The 17652-nt window shown below is 73.1% G+C and carries 17 protein-coding genes; 12 read left to right on the forward strand and 5 right to left on the reverse strand.

From position 1 onward, the window contains the following. Positions 1 to 33: 33 nt before the first annotated feature. Positions 34 to 2226 (reverse strand): prolyl oligopeptidase family serine peptidase, encoded by a 2193-nt coding sequence (locus QT196_RS26220; RefSeq protein WP_290355812.1) that lies wholly within the window; start codon positions 2224 to 2226, stop codon positions 34 to 36. 283 nt (positions 2227 to 2509) lie between these two features. Here QT196_RS26220 and QT196_RS26225 point away from each other — a divergent pair, with 283 nt between their 5' ends. The 8 genes from QT196_RS26225 to QT196_RS26260 all read left to right on the forward strand — a co-directional run bounded on the left by QT196_RS26225 (position 2510) and on the right by QT196_RS26260 (position 10109). Next, positions 2510 to 2704, forward strand: a complete 195-nt coding sequence (locus QT196_RS26225; protein WP_006603310.1) for a hypothetical protein — start codon at positions 2510 to 2512, stop codon at positions 2702 to 2704. Positions 2705 to 2816: 112 nt separating this feature from the next. Then, entirely contained in the window at positions 2817 to 3803 is a 987-nt protein-coding gene (gene mshB / locus QT196_RS26230; RefSeq protein WP_211117423.1) for an N-acetyl-1-D-myo-inositol-2-amino-2-deoxy-alpha-D-glucopyranoside deacetylase, read from the forward strand. Next, on the forward strand, positions 3800 to 4321 hold the full coding sequence (locus QT196_RS26235) for a DUF6113 family protein (RefSeq protein WP_290355821.1): 522 nt from the start codon (positions 3800 to 3802) through the stop codon (positions 4319 to 4321). Before mshB ends, QT196_RS26235 begins: the two co-directional genes overlap by 4 nt. 215 nt (positions 4322 to 4536) lie before the next feature. Beyond that, positions 4537 to 6678 (forward strand): hypothetical protein, encoded by a 2142-nt coding sequence (locus QT196_RS26240; RefSeq protein WP_290355823.1) that lies wholly within the window; start codon positions 4537 to 4539, stop codon positions 6676 to 6678. A 160-nt stretch (positions 6679 to 6838) separates the two neighbouring features. Then, the gene (locus tag QT196_RS26245; RefSeq protein ID WP_168481241.1) at positions 6839 to 7051 is read left to right on the forward strand and encodes a hypothetical protein; all 213 of its coding nucleotides are present in this window, start codon (positions 6839 to 6841) and stop codon (positions 7049 to 7051) included. 92 nt (positions 7052 to 7143) lie between these two features. Then, positions 7144 to 8280 (forward strand): histidine kinase, encoded by a 1137-nt coding sequence (locus tag QT196_RS26250; protein ID WP_168483997.1) that lies wholly within the window; start codon positions 7144 to 7146, stop codon positions 8278 to 8280. A 10-nt stretch (positions 8281 to 8290) separates the two neighbouring features. Then, the gene (locus QT196_RS26255) at positions 8291 to 8896 is read left to right on the forward strand and encodes a response regulator transcription factor (RefSeq protein WP_168481242.1); all 606 of its coding nucleotides are present in this window, start codon (positions 8291 to 8293) and stop codon (positions 8894 to 8896) included. Positions 8897 to 8981: 85 nt separating this feature from the next. After that, on the forward strand, positions 8982 to 10109 hold the full coding sequence (locus QT196_RS26260; protein WP_266733657.1) for a PP2C family protein-serine/threonine phosphatase: 1128 nt from the start codon (positions 8982 to 8984) through the stop codon (positions 10107 to 10109). Here QT196_RS26260 and QT196_RS26265 read toward each other — a convergent pair. After that, the gene (locus QT196_RS26265; protein WP_290355826.1) at positions 10076 to 10936 is read right to left on the reverse strand and encodes a transglutaminase-like domain-containing protein; all 861 of its coding nucleotides are present in this window, start codon (positions 10934 to 10936) and stop codon (positions 10076 to 10078) included. The two genes, QT196_RS26260 and QT196_RS26265, sit on opposite strands and share 34 nt — an antisense overlap. Positions 10937 to 10953: 17 nt before the next feature. Beyond that, positions 10954 to 12027 (reverse strand): GNAT family N-acetyltransferase, encoded by a 1074-nt coding sequence (locus tag QT196_RS26270; protein WP_290355828.1) that lies wholly within the window; start codon positions 12025 to 12027, stop codon positions 10954 to 10956. A 140-nt stretch (positions 12028 to 12167) separates the two neighbouring features. Between QT196_RS26270 and fdxA the strand changes: the two genes are divergently transcribed. Together fdxA and dapC are read left to right on the forward strand one after the other, a co-directional pair. After that, complete coding sequence (gene fdxA, locus QT196_RS26275) at positions 12168 to 12488, forward strand: ferredoxin (protein WP_018089397.1); 321 nt, start codon at positions 12168 to 12170, stop codon at positions 12486 to 12488. 176 nt (positions 12489 to 12664) lie between these two features. Next, positions 12665 to 13786, forward strand: coding sequence for a succinyldiaminopimelate transaminase (dapC, locus tag QT196_RS26280; protein ID WP_266733652.1), 1122 nt, complete (start codon positions 12665 to 12667; stop codon positions 13784 to 13786). Between the two features lie 78 nt (positions 13787 to 13864). On the opposite strand, the gene QT196_RS26285 is transcribed toward dapC, so the two are convergent. Both QT196_RS26285 and QT196_RS26290 read right to left on the reverse strand, forming a co-directional pair. After that, positions 13865 to 14323, reverse strand: a complete 459-nt coding sequence (locus tag QT196_RS26285) for an ATP-binding protein (protein ID WP_266733650.1) — start codon at positions 14321 to 14323, stop codon at positions 13865 to 13867. 302 nt (positions 14324 to 14625) lie between these two features. Further along, positions 14626 to 15555: a heavy metal transporter gene (locus QT196_RS26290; RefSeq protein WP_211117424.1), complete on the reverse strand. Its 930-nt coding sequence runs from the start codon at positions 15553 to 15555 to the stop codon at positions 14626 to 14628. Between the two features lie 40 nt (positions 15556 to 15595). Here QT196_RS26290 and dapE point away from each other — a divergent pair, with 40 nt between their 5' ends. Both dapE and QT196_RS26300 read left to right on the forward strand, forming a co-directional pair. After that, complete coding sequence (gene dapE, locus QT196_RS26295) at positions 15596 to 16687, forward strand: succinyl-diaminopimelate desuccinylase (RefSeq protein WP_266733647.1); 1092 nt, start codon at positions 15596 to 15598, stop codon at positions 16685 to 16687. A gap of 112 nt (positions 16688 to 16799) precedes the next feature. Next, complete coding sequence (locus QT196_RS26300; RefSeq protein WP_168481249.1) at positions 16800 to 17549, forward strand: TIGR00730 family Rossman fold protein; 750 nt, start codon at positions 16800 to 16802, stop codon at positions 17547 to 17549. Positions 17550 to 17652 lie beyond the last annotated feature (103 nt).

A 17652-nucleotide genomic window follows, 5' to 3' on the forward strand; every position in this document is an offset into this window, starting at 1 on the left:
ACAACGAGGCAGGGGCGGAGGGTATTCCCGCGGTCAGTCCCGCATCCCCAGCGACCGCTTGAGGAAGTCGACCTGGAGCAGCAGCAGGTTTTCGGCCACCTGCTCCTGCGCCGCCATATGCGTCACCCCGGACAGCGGCAGCACCTCGTGCGGACGGCCCGCCGCCAGCAAAGCTGAGGACAGCCGCAGCGAATGGGCCACCACCACGTTGTCGTCCGCGAGGCCGTGCACGATCAGCATCGGACGGTGCGGCTCCACGGCTCCGGACAGCCCCTCGTCCGTGATCAGCGAGTTCTCCGCATAGACCGCCGGTTCCTCGTCCGGGTGGCCGAGATAGCGCTCCTGGTAGTGGGTGTCGTACAGCCGGAGATCGGTGACCGGCGCGCCCACCACCGCCGCGTGGAAGACATCGGGCCGGCGCAGCGCGGCGAGCCCGGCGAGATAGCCGCCGAACGACCAGCCGCGGATGGCCACCCGCTCCATGTCGAGGGGAAAGGATCCGGCCAGCGCCTGGAGGGCATGGACCTGGTCGTCCAGGGCGTACTCCGCGAGCCGCCGGGAGACCGACTTCTCCCATGCGGGGGAGCGGCCCGGGGTGCCCCGGCCATCCGCGACGATCACCGCGAAGCCCTGGTCGGCGAACCACTGCGAGGTCAGATGGGCGTGGTGCGCGGCGACCACCCGCTGGCCGTGCGGACCGCCGTACGGGTCCAGCAGCACCGGCAGCGGACCGTCGCCCTCCTGATAGCCGCTCGGCAGCAGCACGGCACACGGAATCCCCCGTTCCCCGGCCAGGACGAGACGGGGCCGGGCGGTCAGGGACGGCTGCTCGGCGTGCGAACCGATCGTGGCGAGCACCTTCTCCCCGCCGTCGGCGTCCAGCCGCACCACCTCCACCTGGGTGCCGGGCCGCTCCAGCGACGCCTGGGACAGCACGGTCAGCGCCCCGCCGCGCACCGCGGAGGACACCGTCGCGTACGGGCGCTCGCCCACCCGCTCCCAGCCGCCCTGGTCACCGCTGCCGCGGAACCAGGCGCGGTAGACGCCGATGTCGTGCATCTCGGTGCCGCTCGCGGAGAACAGGACATCGTCCTCGCCGATGTCCAGGACGGCCCGGACGTGCAGCGGCGCCCCGGTCAGCGGCCGGTCGCCGACGAACAGCTTGCGCGCGCCGCCCTCGTCCGCGATCCGCACCAGCCGGCCGTCCGGCGTCCAGGCCGGTACCCCGGGGAACGGTTCGACCCAGGCCTCGTCCTCGTCCTCGTGCACCGTCCGGGTCGCGCCGGTCGTGGTGTCGACGGTCAGATAGCGCTGGTCGCGCTGGTCGCGGGCCTGGACGAGCAGCAGCGGCGGCCCGGCCGCTGACCAGTGGACGCGCGCCAGATAGGGGTAGCGCTCGGTGTCCCAGACGATGTCGGTACGGGTGCCGTCCAGGCCGAGCAGGGTGAGGGTGACCCCGGCGTTGCGGGTACCGGCCGCCGGGTAGGCGACCCGGGTGGGCTCCCGGTCCGGATGGGCCGGGTCGGAGATCCACCAGCGCCGCACCGGCGCCTCGTCGACCCGTGCGGCCAGCACCGCATCGCTCTCCGGTGACCACCAGAAACCCCGGTAACGCCCCATCTCCTCGGCCGCGATGAACTCCGCGAGCCCCCAGGTCACCTCGGGCCCGTCGGGCTCGGCCAGCACCCGGTCCGCCCGCCCGCCGTCCGCCGCGCCACCGCCGTCGCCCTCGTCCGACGTCGCGGCGCCGTCCACCGGCACCACCCGCAGCCGCCCGTCCGCCACAAAAGCCACCTGCCGGCCGTCCGGTGACGGCCGGGGGTCCACCACCGGCCCCTGGACCGGAAGTTCACGGGTGGTGCCGGCGCGCAGCTCGGAGACGAACAGCCGCCCCGAGAGGGTGAACGCCGCCAACTCCACGGCGGAGTCCGTCGCATAGCCGACGATGCCCGCCGAGCTCTCCCGGCTGCGCTCGCGGCGGGCCCGCTCCTGCGGGGGGAGGTCCTCGTCCGCACCGGCCAGCAGGGCCTGCGGGTCGGCGGCCGGGAACTCCCGTCCCTCTCCCAGGTCGAGTACCCACAACTGCTGGCTGCGGTCGGTGCCCGCACCGGAGCGGAGGAAGGCGACGCGCGCGCCGTCGGGGGAGAGGGCGTAACTGCGCGGGGCGCCCAGGGTGAAGCGCTGCGTACGGGCGTACTGCCGCGGGAACGAAGGCTGTCCGGTCATGGTGTCGAGCCTAGGGGGTGTCTTCCCGATCAGGGCCGGGTCGGAGCAACCGGGTCCGGCCCCGACGGCGGACCGGCTCACCCCGGTCGCGCCCGTGAAGATCGTGTGCGCCCCCGCTCTGCTTCCGTGCTCCGACTTATGCGCTAGCGCGGAAAGTTATGATCCCTTGCGCGTAGTGGGTACGGGGTAAAGAGCCCTTGGCATACCCGGGTGCGCGGGTCGTGAAGTCGGTCCGGGCACCCTCAACTCTGTCCGGACCGTAAGTACTTGGAGGTGAGCCGCCGTGGCACTCTCGATTTCGGCGGTGGTGCTGCTGGCGATCATCGTCTTCTTGCTTGTCAAGAAGTCTGGACTGAAGGCCCCGCATGCGCTGGTCTGCATGCTGCTGGGCTTCTATCTGGCCAGCTCGTCCATCGCCCCGACGATCAAGCAGCTGACGACGAACGTCGCCGGGATGCTCGGGAACATCAAGTTCTGAGCCGCCCCCGGCCGGGCCCGCCCGTAGTGGGGCCCGTCCGCCGTCCCGGCACCCGGGTGGCGGGACGGGATCGCCTGCGGGCGGCGGACGGGGTGGCTCGTAGGCTGTCGGCATGACCGATCAGCCCGCCCGTCCCCCGCAGCCACCCGCCGAGGGGAGCGACTCGCCCGCCGCCTTTTCCCGGCGGCTGCTGCTGGTGCATGCGCACCCCGACGACGAGTCGATCAACAACGGCCTGACCATGGCCAAGTACGCGGCCGAGGGCGCGCTGGTCACCCTGGTGACCTGCACCCTCGGCGAGGAGGGCGAGGTCATCCCGCCCGAGCTCGCCGCGCTCGCGCCGGACCGCGACGACGCCCTCGGGCCGTACCGCGCCGGTGAGCTGGCCGCCGCGATGGCGGCCCTGGGCGTCACGGACCACCGCTTCCTCGGCGGGCCGGGCCGCTACCGGGACTCCGGGATGATGGGCGCCCCCCAGAACGACCGGCCGGACGCCTTCTGGCAGGCCCCGCTCGACGAGGCGGCCGGTGCACTGGTGGCCGTGATCCGGGAGGTCCGGCCGCAGGTCCTGGTCACCTATGACCCGAACGGCGGATACGGCCACCCCGATCACATCCAGGCGCACCGCGTCGCCATGCGCGGTGCCGAGCTGGCCGCACGGGCGGACTTCCGGCCGGAGCTGGGCCGGGCCCATGAGATCGCCAAGATCTACTGGAACTGCAACCCCCGGTCGGTGGTCGAGGAGGGTTTCGCGCGGCTGCGCGCGGCCGGCCACAGCTTCCCCGGGGTGGCCACCGTCGACGATGTGCCGGGCGTGGTGCCGGACTCCGAGGTCACGGCGTCCCTGACCGGCGACCCCGCCTACGCGGCCGCGAAGTCCGCGGCGATGCGGGCGCACTACACCCAGATCGCCGTGGACGGGCCGTTCTTCGCGCTCTCCAACGACTTGGGCCAGCCGCTGTTCCGCACGGAGCACTATCAGCTGGTGCACGGCGTCCCGGGCGCCGCGGCGGGGGTCCGGGAGGACGATCTCTTCGCGGGTATCGGCGAAATGGTGGGTATGGAGGAGAGTGCCTGGATTGAGGAGGCGGCGGAATGAGCACGGCGAAGGGCGGCGGAAACGCCGGTGAGGGAAACGGCGGCGCGGCTTCCGGCAACGGGAAGCGGGCGCGGGCGGGCGGAACGTCCGGTATGCCGTCCGGTGCCCCCGTGGCGCCGCTGTCCGGTTCCGTGCCGGGCGCGCCGCTGACGGTGGGACGGGTCGGCATATATGTGCTGCTTCTGGTCGCGGGCGTGCTGGTGGCCGGCGCCGGAACGCTGGTGCAAGCGGCCTGGTTCCCCGGCGGTTTGGTGCTGGCCCTGGCCGGTGTCGGCGGCCTGTTCTACGGGGGCGGCCGGGCGACCGGCACCCCGGCGGGCGTGCTGGTGCCCGGCGCGGCCTGGCTGGTGACCGTGTTCCTGCTGCTCAGCAACGTCCGGCCGGAAGGCGACTTTCTCTTCGGCGCGGGGCTCGGCTCGTACATCTTCCTGCTGGGCGGCATCGTGGTCGCTGTGATCTGCGCCACCGCCCAGCAGATGTGTCCGACGGGCCTCCGGCCCGGCCGAGTTGGCGGATGACGTGGTCCAAACCGGGACGGATGCCGTGCCGGTCCGGGTGAACGAACCGGGCCCCGGGGGTTCGCCCGGGGCGGGGGTGTTCGTACGCTCCCCGGGTGGCCGCCCGCGGCGGACAGTATGGTGGTGCGCGCCGTCGCGCCGCCCTGGGGGCACCTCCTGGCCTGTGGCCGGGGATCATCTCTGACGAGCGGCGGAGCCAACCGGGAGAACCTGCTTTGAGTCGTGAATCTGACAGTTCGTCCTCCGGCCCCCAGGGCCGTGGCGGAGCCGCGTACCCGTCCGGGACGCCGCCGTACGGCTCGCCCAGGGGAGAGGCCGGCGACACACCGGCGTCCGGTGCCGCGGCGCAGCCGGAGGAGCCCAAGACCGAGACCACGCTGACGACGCGGATCAAGATCAACATTCCGGGGTCACGCCCCATCCCGCCGGTCGTTGTGCGCAAGCCCGTCGGTGAGGAGGCCGGCATGAACGGATCGGCTGGTTCCGGCGGTTCCGCCGGATCCCGCGGCACGCCCCGCCCCGCCGAGCGGAACGCGGAACGTACGGCGAACACGCCCCGGCCCGACGCTCCGGCGGACGAGGCCCCCGCGGGCGGCCCGCCCGAGAAGACCAGCGACTGGTTCGCCCCGCGCAAGCCGCAGGGCGGCGCCGGTGCGTCCTCGTCCACCGGCTCCCACGCGGTGCCGCCCACCCCGGGCGGTGCCACGCCGCCACCCGCGCCGGGCGGTGCCACGCCGCCGCGCGCCCCGTCGGGCGGCACGCCGCCGCAGCGCCCGGACCTGCCGTACTTCTCGGACAGCCCGGCGGCACAGGAGGGCGCCTCGCCGTTCGACGGCGGTGCCCGGCCGGGCACCGGCTCGCCGTTCGACGGCGGCCCGGGTGCCGCAGCCTCGCCCTTCGACGGGGCGGCGCCCGGCGGCGGTACGCCGTTCGACGACCCCGCCGCTCCCGCCCGTGACCACAGCCCGTTCGACGCCCCGGCGGGCGGCCCGAGCGGCCCGACGACCGGGCCCGCGCGCGGCAACGCGGCGCTCAACCTCCCGCCCGGCTTCAGCGACCCCGGCACCGGCGGCACGCCCCGGATCGACGACACCGCGGAGCTCACCCCGCAGCCGCCGGCGCCGCTCGCCGGGCCGGGCAGCGGTCTCGGCGGCGGCGTCACCGGCGGACTGCCCACCGCCCCCAAGGGCAAGCGCGGCCCGAAGGCCCCCCAGAGCGGCGGGCCGGGCGGCGCTCCCGGCGGCCGCGGCCGGGTGTCCGGCGACACGCTGGTCAGCGGCATCCCGAAGATCCCCGGCGACGAGAAGCCGTCGTCCCCGTCACCGTTCGCGCAGGCCCCGGCCGGTGAGGGCGACAGCGCCGCCCCCAAGCCGCGGCCCAAGATCCCCGAGCCGATCAACCCGCCCAAGAAGGGCCGTAACAAGCTCGTTCTCGTGGGTGTCGGCGTCGTGGTGCTGGCCGGTGTCGCCTATGGCGCCGGGCTGCTGCTCGACCACGCCGATGTGCCCAACGGCACCACCGTGCTCGGGGTGGACATCGGCGGCACCACCAAGGAAGAGGCCGTCAAGAAGCTGGAGACGGCGCTCAAGGACAGCCGTACCGCGCCGCTCAAGCTCACCGTCGACGGCAAGCCCGCGACCCTCCGGCCCACCACGGCGGGTCTGGACATCGACCCGCAGGCGACCGTGCGCAGGGCGGCCGGCCGGGACTACAACCCGGTCTCCGTCATCGGCTCGCTGGTCGGCGTGCACCGCACCGCCGAGCCCGCGGTGATCGTCGACGACGAGAAGCTGCAGATCGCCCTGCAGAACGCCACCGGGCCCGGGGGTGCCACCGAGGACGGCGGGATCACCTTCGAGAACGGCAAGGCGGTGCCGCACTACGGCGCGCCCCACAAGGCGATCGATGTGGACGCGTCCAAGAAGAAGGTCACCGACGCCTACCGCAAGCGCGCCGCGACCGGCACCGACGCCCCCGTGGTGCTGGCCGCCGGAACCCAGCAGCCGCAGGTCAGCAAGGCCGCGGTGGACAAGGCGCTGAAGCAGTTCGCGGAGCCCGCGATGTCCGGTCTGGTGACGGTCCGCACGGACACGGCGCACACGGTCTCCTTCAGCCCGCAGAAGTCCATCCCGAAGTTCCTGTCGTTCAAGATCATCAACGGCGCTCTGGTGCCCTACTACGACCGGCCGGCGCTCAAGCAGCTCTACGGCGACACCTTCAACGGCGTCATGGTCACCAAGGGCGACGGCTCCAAGCACCCGGTCAGCGTCGAGGAGGTGGCGAGCGCGGTCGGCAAGGCCCTCCAGGGCACCAGCCCGACCGAGCGGGTCCAGACCATCGCCACCAACGGCAACTGACCGCCGTACCACGCGATATCGCAGGTGAGAGGCCCCCGCAGGGCGCTTTCCCGGTCACGCCGGGACGGCCCCTAGGGGGCCTCCCTCATGACGGATGTCATGGGGGAGTGCTGACAGCCGGCACTGCCGCGCGGCGTGCGCAGGCCGGATGCTGAAGGACATGACGACCACAGCGGCCACCACCGCCGACACCAGCACCGCCGCGACGGCGGAGCGGACACCCGTGGTCAGCTTCCGGCAGGTCAGCAAGAGTTACGGCGCGGTGCGCGCGGTCTGCGACCTCGACCTGGACGTGGCCATCCTGGCCGGCTATCTGCTGGTCTTCACCGCCGGTGCGGCCGGCCTGTACCGCAAGGACACCCACCAGGCGTGAGACGCACGACGAGGAAGCGTGAGCCGGCCGACCACACCCCCGTGCTGATCGGGCAGCCGCCCCGCACCCGCCGCCAGGCACTCGGCAAGACGATGTGGATCTCCCTCTGGCTGCTGTATCTGGCCGGCCCGGTGAGCGCCCTGCTGCGGCCCGGCGTCCCCACCGCCGAGCGGATCTGGGGCGGCCTCGGGCTCACGCTCTTCGTGCTCTGCTACATCGTCCTGGTCTTCCGCCACATATGGGGCGAGCGGACCCGCTCGGTGATCTACGGCTCCCTGGCGCTGCTGCTGGTGCTGTCCACGGTGCTGTCCTGGACGCTGGACTCCTCCTGGCTGGTGCTGTTCATCTTCACCAGCGTGGGCTGTGGAGTGGTGCTGCCCTGGAAGCTGTCGCGCTGGTCCATTCCGCTGGTCGCCGTGCTGCTGCTCGTCGTCGGCGCCCGCGATCCGGACATCCGCGGCTACTACCTCTTCGCCTACGCGCTGCCCGCGCTGGGCTGCGGTTTCATGATGGTCGGCGTGCAGTACCTGATCCACACGTCCAGGGAACTGCGCGCCGCCCGCGAGGAGGTCGCCCGCCTCGCCGCCAACGACGAACGGCTGCGGCTCTCCCGTGATCTGCACGACCTCCTCGGCCACTCCCTCTCCCTGATCACGCTCAAGAGCGAGCTGGCCGGCCGGATGCTGCCCGACCGGCCGGCCGACGCCGCCCGGCAGGTCGCCGACATCGAACAGGTCAGCCGGCAGGCCCTGCTCGATGTGCGGGAGGCGGTCTCCGGCTACCGCCGCCCCCGCCTCGCCGTCGAACTGGCCGGGGCGCGGGCCGCGCTGCGCACCGCGGGCGTCACAGCCGTCGTCGACCCGGCCCTGGAGGACGAGTACCGCGGGCTCGCCGCCGACGGGGAGGGCGCCCTCGCCTGGGCGCTGCGCGAGGCCGTCACCAACGTCATACGCCACAGCGGTGCCCGCCGCTGCGAGCTGCTGCTCACCGAGGAGTGGGCGGCCGACGAGCGCCGTTGCCTGTGCCTGACGGTGCTCGACGACGGCACCGGCCCGCCCCGCGCCCAGCACGACGGCAACGGCCTCAGCGGTCTGCGCGAGCGCCTCGCCCTGGCCGACGGCCGGCTGGAGACCGGCCCCGCCCCACGCGGCCGCGGCTTCGCGCTGCGCGCCCGCGTCCCCCTGAGCGGCTCCACCACGGGGCCCGCGCCGTCCCTCCGAACCCCATAGGGTGACCCGCATGATCAGAGTGCTGCTGGCGGAGGACCAGTCGATGGTCCGCGAGGCGCTGGCCGCGCTGCTGTCCCTGGAGGACGATCTGGAGGTCGTCGCCCAGGCGGCGCGCGGCGACGAAGTCCTCCCCGCCGCACGGGAGCACGCGGTGGACGTCGCCCTCCTGGACATCGAGATGCCCGGGCTGAACGGACTGGACGCCGCGGCCGCGCTGCGCGACGCACTGCCCGAGGTCAGGACCGTCATCCTCACCACCTTCGGCCGCCCCGGCTATCTGCGCCGCGCCATGGAAGCCGGCGCCGACGCCTTCCTGGTCAAGGACGCTCCGGCGGCCCGGCTCGCCGACGCGATACGGCGCGTGCTGCGCGGCGAGCGGGTGATCGACCCGGCGCTCGCGGCGGCCGCGCTCGCCGACGGCGCCAGCCCGCTGACCGAGCGCGAGCGCGAGGTGCTGCTGACGGCCGCCGACGGCGCCACCAACGCCGAGATCGCCGCCACCCTCCAGCTGTCCCCGGGCACGGTCCGCAACTACCTGTCCACCGCCATCCAGAAAACGGGCGCCCGCAACCGCGCCGAGGCGGTCCGCACGGCCCGCGACAAGGGCTGGCTGTAGCCCGACGGCCCGGCGCCGGTCCCGCGCGCGTCGGGACTTTCGTCCCGGTGCGGTCTGCGGCGGAGTCTTGCAGGCTTGAAGTGTTATGCCTGCCGACCGATCCACCGAGCGCGGCGACTGGGCTCCCGTGCTGCTCATCCTGGCGATCCTCCTGGTCGCCCTGCTGGACGCGACGACCGGCCCGGAGCTGCACATCTCGGCCTTCCTGGGCATCGCCCCGCTGTACGCCGCGCTGCGCTGCTCGTTCCGCCGGACGCTCCTGGTGGCGGCCGTCTTCCTCGTGTGCCTGATCTACATCGACCTCTTCACGGTGCCCGACTGGGGCCCGGCCAGCCGGGTCGTCGGGATCTTCGGCGCCTGCCTGGTGGCCGTCTTCTCCCTGGTGCTGTGCCGCACCCGTCTGGAGCGGGAGGCACTGCACGCCCGGACGCGGCTGGTCGCCGACACCGTGCAGCGGACGATGCTGCGCGAGCTGCCGCTCAGCGCCGGGACGCTGGAGGCGTACGGCTTCTACGTCTCCGCCCAGGAGGGGGCCCGGGTCGGCGGCGACATCTACGAGGCCATCGACACCCCGCACGGACTGCGGCTGATGATCGGCGACGTACAGGGCAAGGGCATGCCGGCGATCGGGGCGGGCGTCGAGGTGCTGGCGTCGTTCCGGGAGGCCGCGCAGTACCTGGAGTCGCTGGAGTCGGTGGCCGAGCGCATGGAGCAGGCACTGATCCGGCACAACGCCCGCTCCGTCGAGCAGGGCGCCGACGAGCGCTTCGTCACGGCGCTGCTGCTGGAGATCCGCAGCGCGGCCGGTGTCCGGCAGGGGCGGGTGCTGTCCTGCGGCCACATCCCGTATTACCTGGTGCACCACGGCGAGGTCTCCGAGCGCCGGGACGGCGAGGGCGGACTGCCGCTCGGCCTGGGCATGCTCGGCGACGGGCCCCGGCACAGTGTCCGGATCCACCCCGATCCCGACGACTGGATCGTGCTGTGCACGGACGGGGTGACCGAGGCGCGCGGCAAGGACGGTGAGTTCTACCCGCTGGCCGAGCGGCTCGCCGGGTGGACGGACCTGGAGCCCCCGGAGCTGGCCCGTACCCTCCGCGCCGATTTGGAGAGCTTCACCGGCGGCGACCTCAAGGACGACGCGACCGCACTGGTCATCCGCCGTACCCCGGCCGCCACTCAGTTGAGCATGGCCCGCGCCGCCGCGGCCTGACGCCGTATCGTGAGCGCCCCGGCCGCGTCGACGGCCTCCACCACCCGGGCGTACTCCTCCAGCTCGGCCGCCCCGGCCAGGAACTCACCGCGCTGGACGAGCAGTTGGGCCCGCTCATGGCGCAGCCGCGCCGGATGGCTCGGCAGCAGCAGCGACAGCTCCAGCGCCCACAGCTGCACCGCACTGTGCTCCGGCCGGGCCTGCGCCCAGGCCCGGATGTTGTTGAGCATCCGCAGCACGATCTCCAGCGGATCGGCGGGCGTCATCATCTGCGCGCTCAGCGGCTCCCCGGTCGCCCCCGCGACCAGCAGCTCCGCGTCCTCGCCGGTGAGCGGCCGGCCGCCGGCGAACGGATCGGCCAGCACATGGCTGCCGGCCGGATCGCCGAAGCCGACGACGAAATGGCCCGGCAGCGCCACCCCGTACACCGGGGCCCCGGCCCGCCGGGCGACCTCCATCCACACCACCGACAGCAGGATCGGCAGACCCCGGCGCCGCCGCAGCACCTCGTGCAGCAGCGAGGACTCCAGCCGCCGGTAGTCGGCGGGCGAGCCGCCGAAGCCGCACCGGGTGCCGAGCAGCTCGGCGAGGTTGCGGGCCCAGGCCCCGGGACCCCCGGCCGGGGCGTACGGGAGCAGCCCCGCCAGCCGGTCCAGTTCGATCTGCGCCGCGTCACAGCCCGCCTCGTCCAGCGCGGGATCGGCCTCGGCACCGATCAGCAGACACAGCAGCGCCAGATCGGGCCGCTCGGCCCGCGCGGCCTCGGCGAACCGCTGCCGCCGTGCGGCGCGGGCGTCGTCCCGCTCCGGCTCGGGTTCCTGGGGCATGTCGGTGGGGGACCCCTTCAGCGCCGGCCGCCGGGCCGGGCACGCCGGTAGTGATAGCCGTGGTGCTCGGTGAAGCCCAGCCGGTCGTAGAACGCGAGCGCGTCCGCGTTGTCGGCCTCGACCTGGAGATATGCGGCCGAGGCGCCCTCTTCCAGGGCCCGCTCGGCGAGCGCCGTCATCACCAGCGTGGCCAGTCCCTGGCGCCGTGCGGCCGGGGCCGTCTCCAGCGCCGCGAAGCCCGCCCAGCGCCCGTCGACGACCAGCCGGCCGATCGCCGCCGTTTCGCCGTCCGCGCCGGTCACCGTCGCGAACCACACCGAGGGCCCGCTGGTCAGCACCTGCCGGGCGATCCGGGTGGCCTCCTCCGACGCGGCGGCCTCACCGGTCCGGTTGTACAGCGCCAGCCACTCCGCGCCGGGCTCCCGGGACAGTGTGACGCGGGTGGTGTCGGCGTCGGTGTCGGCGAGCGGCGCCAGCGCCGCGATCCGGACGGTGGTGTGCCGCTCGCCGGTCCAGCCGCGCTCCGCCAGCTTCGCGGCCAGCCGTTCATCGGTATCGGCCTGCCCGGTGGCGACCATGATCACCGGCGGCAGACCACGCGCGTCATACCACTGGCCGATCCGCTCCAGCGCCACCTCCAGCGGGACCCCGGGGTCGCCGAGCGGCAGCACGGAATTGGCGCGGCGGGTGAAACCTCCGGAGGCCCGCAGCGTCCACTCCCCGAGAGGCGCCGTCTCGACGGCGGGCCAGCCGCGGGCCGCGACGGTCTGGAGCTCACGGGCGGTGGCGGCGGGCCCGCGCCGCCGGGCCGGTTCCCCCGAGGACGGCCGCGCGGCCCCGGGCCGGGCGGTGGCGGGACGGTCCGGCACCACCTTGGCAGCCACCAGCGAGGACTCCTCGATCCGCACGGTCTCGCCGTTGCGCCGTGTGATGCTCAGCACACCTTGATCCCAGGATGTGAGAACGCCGACCGCGTCGGTGAACGGGGGAACCCCCGCACCGCCCCCGGTCAGACGCCGGACGGATACCCTTTTGCCCACGTCAGCACGGGTGATCCGGACCTCCGCACGCCCGCCGGCCAGGAATTCCATCGCTCAAACCGCCCCTCTTGTTCGTCTCGCGCCCGGGAACGGAGATACTAGATGGCGGGCATCGACGACGCCGCGCTCCCGCGCGCCCAGCGGCGGTACTGCCAATCGGTCCGCCGGCCCTACCGAGGAGGAACGACAGCGTGACCTACGTCATCGCGCAGCCTTGTGTCGACGTCAAGGACAAGGCGTGCATCGAGGAGTGCCCGGTCGACTGCATCTACGAGGGCTCCCGGTCCTTGTACATCCACCCGGACGAATGCGTCGACTGTGGTGCCTGTGAACCGGTCTGCCCGGTCGAGGCGATCTTCTACGAGGACGACACCCCGGAGGAGTGGAAGGACTACTACAAGGCGAATGTGGAGTTCTTCGACGAGCTCGGCTCGCCCGGTGGCGCCAGCAAGCTCGGTCTGATCGAGCGGGACCACCCCTTCATCGCGGCCCTGCCGCCGCAGAACCAGTAACGACCGAGGGCCAAGGGGGAGCCTGCCCGCTCCCTCTTGCTCCCGTGTCGTTGGGGGCACCTCCAGCGTCAGCCACGGGAGGTCGACGGCGCCGCCCCGGTCCCGTACGGCCTGCCGCCGTACGGGACCGCAGCATTTCCGCCGAGGGCCCCGCACCACCCGAGAAAGAGAGCACCGTGGGCGCAGCACCGTCATCCCGGCCCGAATCGCTCCGCGACCGGCTGCCCGTCTTCCCGTGGGACCGCTTGGAGCCGTACAAGGCCACGGCCGCCGCGCACGCCGACGGCATCGTGGACCTGTCCGTCGGCACCCCGGTGGACCCGGTCCCCGCGCTGGTGCGGCAGGCGCTGACCGACGCGGCCGACAGCCCCGGCTACCCGACGGTGTGGGGCACGCCCGCGCTGCGGGACGCGCTCACCGGCTGGGCTGCCGAGCGGCTCGGCGCCCGGGGCCTGGAGCACGCCAACGTGCTGCCGGTCGTCGGCTCCAAGGAGCTGGTGGCCTGGCTTCCCACCCAACTGGGCCTCGGCCCCGGCGACAAGGTCGGCTACCCCCGGCTGGCCTACCCGACCTACGAGGTCGGCGCCCGGCTGGCCGGCGCCGAGCCGGTCGTCTACGACGACCCCACCGAGCTCGACCCCAGCGGTCTGAAGCTGCTCTGGCTGAACTCGCCGTCCAACCCCACCGGCCGGGTGCTGAGCGCCGACGAACTGCGCCGCACCGTCGCCTGGGCGCGCGAGCACGGCGTGCTGGTCTTCAGCGACGAGTGCTACCTGGAGCTGGGCTGGGAGGCCGACCCGGTCTCCGTGCTGCACCCGGACATCTGCGGCGGCTCCCACGACGGCCTGGTCGCCGTCCACTCGCTCTCCAAGCGCTCCAACCTGGCCGGCTACCGCTCCGCGTTCCTCGTCGGCGACGCCGCGGTCCTCGGCGATCTGCTGCAGATCCGCAAGCACGGCGGCATGATGATCGCCGCGCCCGTGCAGGCCGCCACCGTCGCGGCACTGGGCGACACCGCCCACGTCGCCGAGCAGCGCGCCCGCTACGCCCGCCGCCGCGCCGCGCTGCGCGGCGCCTTCGAGGCCGCCGGCTTCCGTATCGAGCACAGCGAGGCCGCGCTCTACCTCTGGGCGACCCGCGACGAGCCCTGCTGGGACACCGTCGGCGACCTCGCCAAGCGCGGCATCCTCGTCGCCCCCGGCGAGTTCTACGGCCCGGCGGGGGAGCGGTTCGTGCGGATCGCCTTCACCGCCACCGACGAGCGGGTGGACGAGGCGGTGCGCCGCCTGGCGCAGTGAGCCGCGGCTGACCACGCGCAGGGGCCCGGGGAGAGCGAACTCCCCGGGCCCCTGCGCGTCGTACGGGCGGACCGCCGGTCAGCGGCCGCCGAGCGGCAGACCGCCGAGCAGGCCGGTGGCGGGCGCGAGCAGGCCCTTGGGCGAGCCGACGAGCCCCTTGGCGGCGTCGAGCGGCAGCGAGCTGGTCGAGACGCCCTTCTTGGCGATCGGGCGGGCCACGCCCTCCGCCTTGTCGACGGCGGCCTGGGTGAACGGCATGGCCTTCTTCACGATCGGGCCGGCGGTCTCGACGAGCGCCGGGGCGAGCTTCGTGGCGGCCTTGCTGCCGGCCGCGTTCACCAGGCCGACGCCGTCGCGGGCGGTGTGGTCAAGGGTCTCGCTGGTGTTCTGGGAGTCCAGGGGCGCCGTCAGTCCGCCGAGTGCCTTGGTGGGCAGCTCCGCGGCGCTCGCGGAGCCGGCCGCAGCGACCACGGGAGCGGCACCCGCTGCAACGAGCAGGGCGGCTCGGGCGATCCGACGCGTAACGGGGAGGGGCATGGTGCTCCTTTTACGGAGAAGGACTCGTTCTTCTGACAGATGTGCCATGTCCGGCTGGCGGACGCACTGACTACCGCGTCAGAACCCCGAAGGTTGCGGTGAACTCCGGTAAAGAGTTGGTAACGCGTCACATAATCGGCCCTGGATAAAGACGGGCAATATGCGCACGCGCCGAGCCGCCGCGGAAACGTCACAGCCCCTTGCGTGCAAGGGAATTGACCGAGAGCGCGCACGAGAAACGGTCAACTCGCCTTCCGCGAAAGGGAATTGCTGGCGGTGACCCTTCCGGGGGACCCGGCAAACTATTGCGCGGTGACGATCCGCACATGCTGCGCGGCCACCGCGGAATCGGCCGGCTTCCGCTGCCAGCCCTTCCCCGCATCGTCCGCCTGCCACATCCGGCCGGCATAAGAGATCTGTTCGATGCGCAGCTCGGCGGAGTGCGCCATCGCCCACATGGCCAGCTCCCAGCCGCGCCGTTCGGCATCGCCCGCGCCGACCGCACCGGACTGCCGCACCGGTATCGTCACGCCGCTCCCGCCGCCCGTGGCACGGCCCTTGCCGTCGCCCGTCCGCGGCAGCACCCCGGCGCCGAACTCCCGCACCAGCCGCTCCCGCACCGCCGTGGCGCCACTCGCCTGCCCGTCCACCGGGCGGCTCTCCGTGCAGGTCATCGCGTCCCGGTCGCGGCCCGAGAGCGCGCCGGTCAGCCGTGCGGCGTTCGCCTCGTGCTTCGCGTAGGCCTGCGGATAGCCGCTGCGCTGCACCCTCTGCGCGGCGACGGTCAGCGGCAGCCGGGAGTAGCCGGGCACCTTCGCCAGATGCCGGTAGAACTCCCCGGCCGAATAGACCGGGTCCATGATCTGCTGCACGGTGCCCCAGTCCTGCGACGGCCGCTGCTGGAAGAGCCCGACCGAATCCCGGTCACCGAAGTCGATGTTGCGCAGCCCCGACTCCTGCATTGCGGTCGCCAGCGCGATGGTCACCGCCCGCTCCGACAGGCCCCGCGAGGACGCCACCGCCGAGATCGTCGCGGCGTTCGCGGCCTGCTCCGGGGACAGCTCGTACTCCTTCGCGTCCCCTTCGGCGCGCACCGTGCACTGTGGTGCTCCGGGGCCACCGGTCACGTACTGGACCACGAGATAGCCGGCCAGTCCGATCAGTACGGCGACGGCTGCGGCGGCACGCCACAGGCGGGCGCGGCGGCGGGGGGAGGAGGGCTGTGCGGACACGGGCCCACCGTACTGGAGTGCTGCCGATAGGGTCGGATCCATGGAGCGCTCCACAGATCACCCCGCCCTCGACCTCTCGCTCGACGCCGCCGCGCTCACCGCGCAGCTCGTCGACTTCCCCTCCGAGAGCGGCAACGAGAAGGACCTCGCCGACGCCGTCGAGCACGCGCTGCGCGCGCTCCCGCACCTCACCGTCGACCGCTACGGCAACAACGTCGTGGCCCGCACGAACCTGGGCCGCGCCGAGCGGGTGGTGCTCGCCGGACACCTCGACACCGTGCCGATCGCCGACAACGTCCCCTCCCGGCTGGACGAGAACGGCGTGCTGTGGGGCTGCGGCACCTGCGACATGAAGTCCGGCGTCGCCGTCCAGCTGCGGATGGCCGCCACCGTCCCGGCCCCCAACCGCGACCTGACCTTCGTCTTCTACGACAACGAAGAGGTCGCCGCGCACCTCAACGGCCTCGGCCATGTCGCCGACGCCCACCCCGACTGGCTCACCGGTGACTTCGCCGTCCTCCTGGAGCCCTCCGACGGCCAGGTGGAGGGCGGCTGCCAGGGCACCCTCCGGGTCCTGCTGCGCACCACCGGCGAGCGCGCCCACTCCGCCCGCAGCTGGATGGGCGCCAACGCGCTGCACGCCACCGCCCCGATCCTGGCGAAGCTCGCCGCGTACGAACCGCGGCGCCCGGTGATCGACGGCCTCGAATACCGCGAGGGCCTCAACGCCGTACGCATCGAGGGCGGCGTCGCCAACAACGTCATCCCGGACGCCTGCACGGTCACCGTGAACTTCCGCTACGCCCCGGACCGCACCCCCGACGAGGCGGTGGCCCACGTCCGCGAGGTCTTCGCGGACTGCCCGGTGGACGAGTTCGTGATCGACGACCACTCCCCGGGCGCGCTGCCCGGACTGTCCCACCCGGCGGCCAAGGCGTTCATGGAGTCCGTCGGCGGCACCGCGATGCCCAAGTTCGGCTGGACCGATGTCTCGCGCTTCAGCTCCCTGGGCGTCCCGGCCGTCAACTACGGCCCCGGCTACTCCCTGCTCGCGCACAAGAAGGACGAGCGGGTGGAAATCGACCGCATCCTGCACTGCGAGGAACGGCTGCGTGCCTGGCTGACGGCCTGACGTCCCCCGGGCCCGCCGCCGACCGCTCGCCTCCCCGCCGAATTCCCCTGCACTTCATGTCGTCGGATCTACGCTGAACAGGCAAACGATCTGCCAGCGGAGGGAGCACGACATGGCCAGTCCCGAGGGAGCACCGGTCCCGGAGGAGCAGCGGCTGGGTCCCGTACTGCGCCGCCAGGAGCAGGTGCAGGCCGGCACCACCGACCAGCGGCTGCTGGACTCCGAAGGCCCCTCCGAGTGGGTGCACACCGACCCCTGGCGCGTGATGCGCATCCAGTCGGAGTTCGTGGAGGGCTTCGGCGCGCTGGCCGAGCTGGGTCCGGCCGTCAGCGTCTTCGGCTCGGCTCGTACACCGCGTGACTCCAAGGAGTACGACGCCGGCGTACGGATCGGCCGGGCCCTGGTCGACGCCGGTTTCGCGGTGATCACCGGCGGTGGCCCCGGCGCCATGGAGGCCGTCAACAAGGGCGCCAACGAGGCCGGTGGCACCTCCGTCGGGCTGGGCATCGAGCTGCCCTTCGAGCAGGGCATGAACGAGTACGTGAACCTCGGCGTCGACTTCCGCTACTTCTTCGTCCGCAAGACGTGCTTTGTGAAGTACGCCCGGGGATTCGTGGTGCTCCCCGGCGGCCTCGGTACCCTCGACGAGTTCTTCGAGGCACTCACCCTCGTCCAGACCCGCAAGGTCACCCGCTTCCCGATCGTGCTGTTCGGCACGGCCTACTGGAGCGGCCTGGTCGACTGGCTGCGCGACACCCTGATCGCCCAGGGCAAGGCGTCCATGCACGATCTGGAACTCTTCCACCTCAGCGACGACGTCGACGAGGCAATCGCCCTGGTGACCAAGGAGGTCGGGATCTAGGGGCGGGGGCGGCCCGGGGGCCGCTGGCTGGTGCCGTCGGGAATGCCGCCGTCCCCCATCCCGTTGTGGCCCGAAGGGGGCCCGGCCACCCCCTACGGCATCT

This window comes from Streptomyces sp. P9-2B-2 (genome assembly GCF_030406865.1).
Classification (GTDB): Bacteria; Actinomycetota; Actinomycetes; order Streptomycetales; family Streptomycetaceae; genus Streptomyces; species Streptomyces platensis.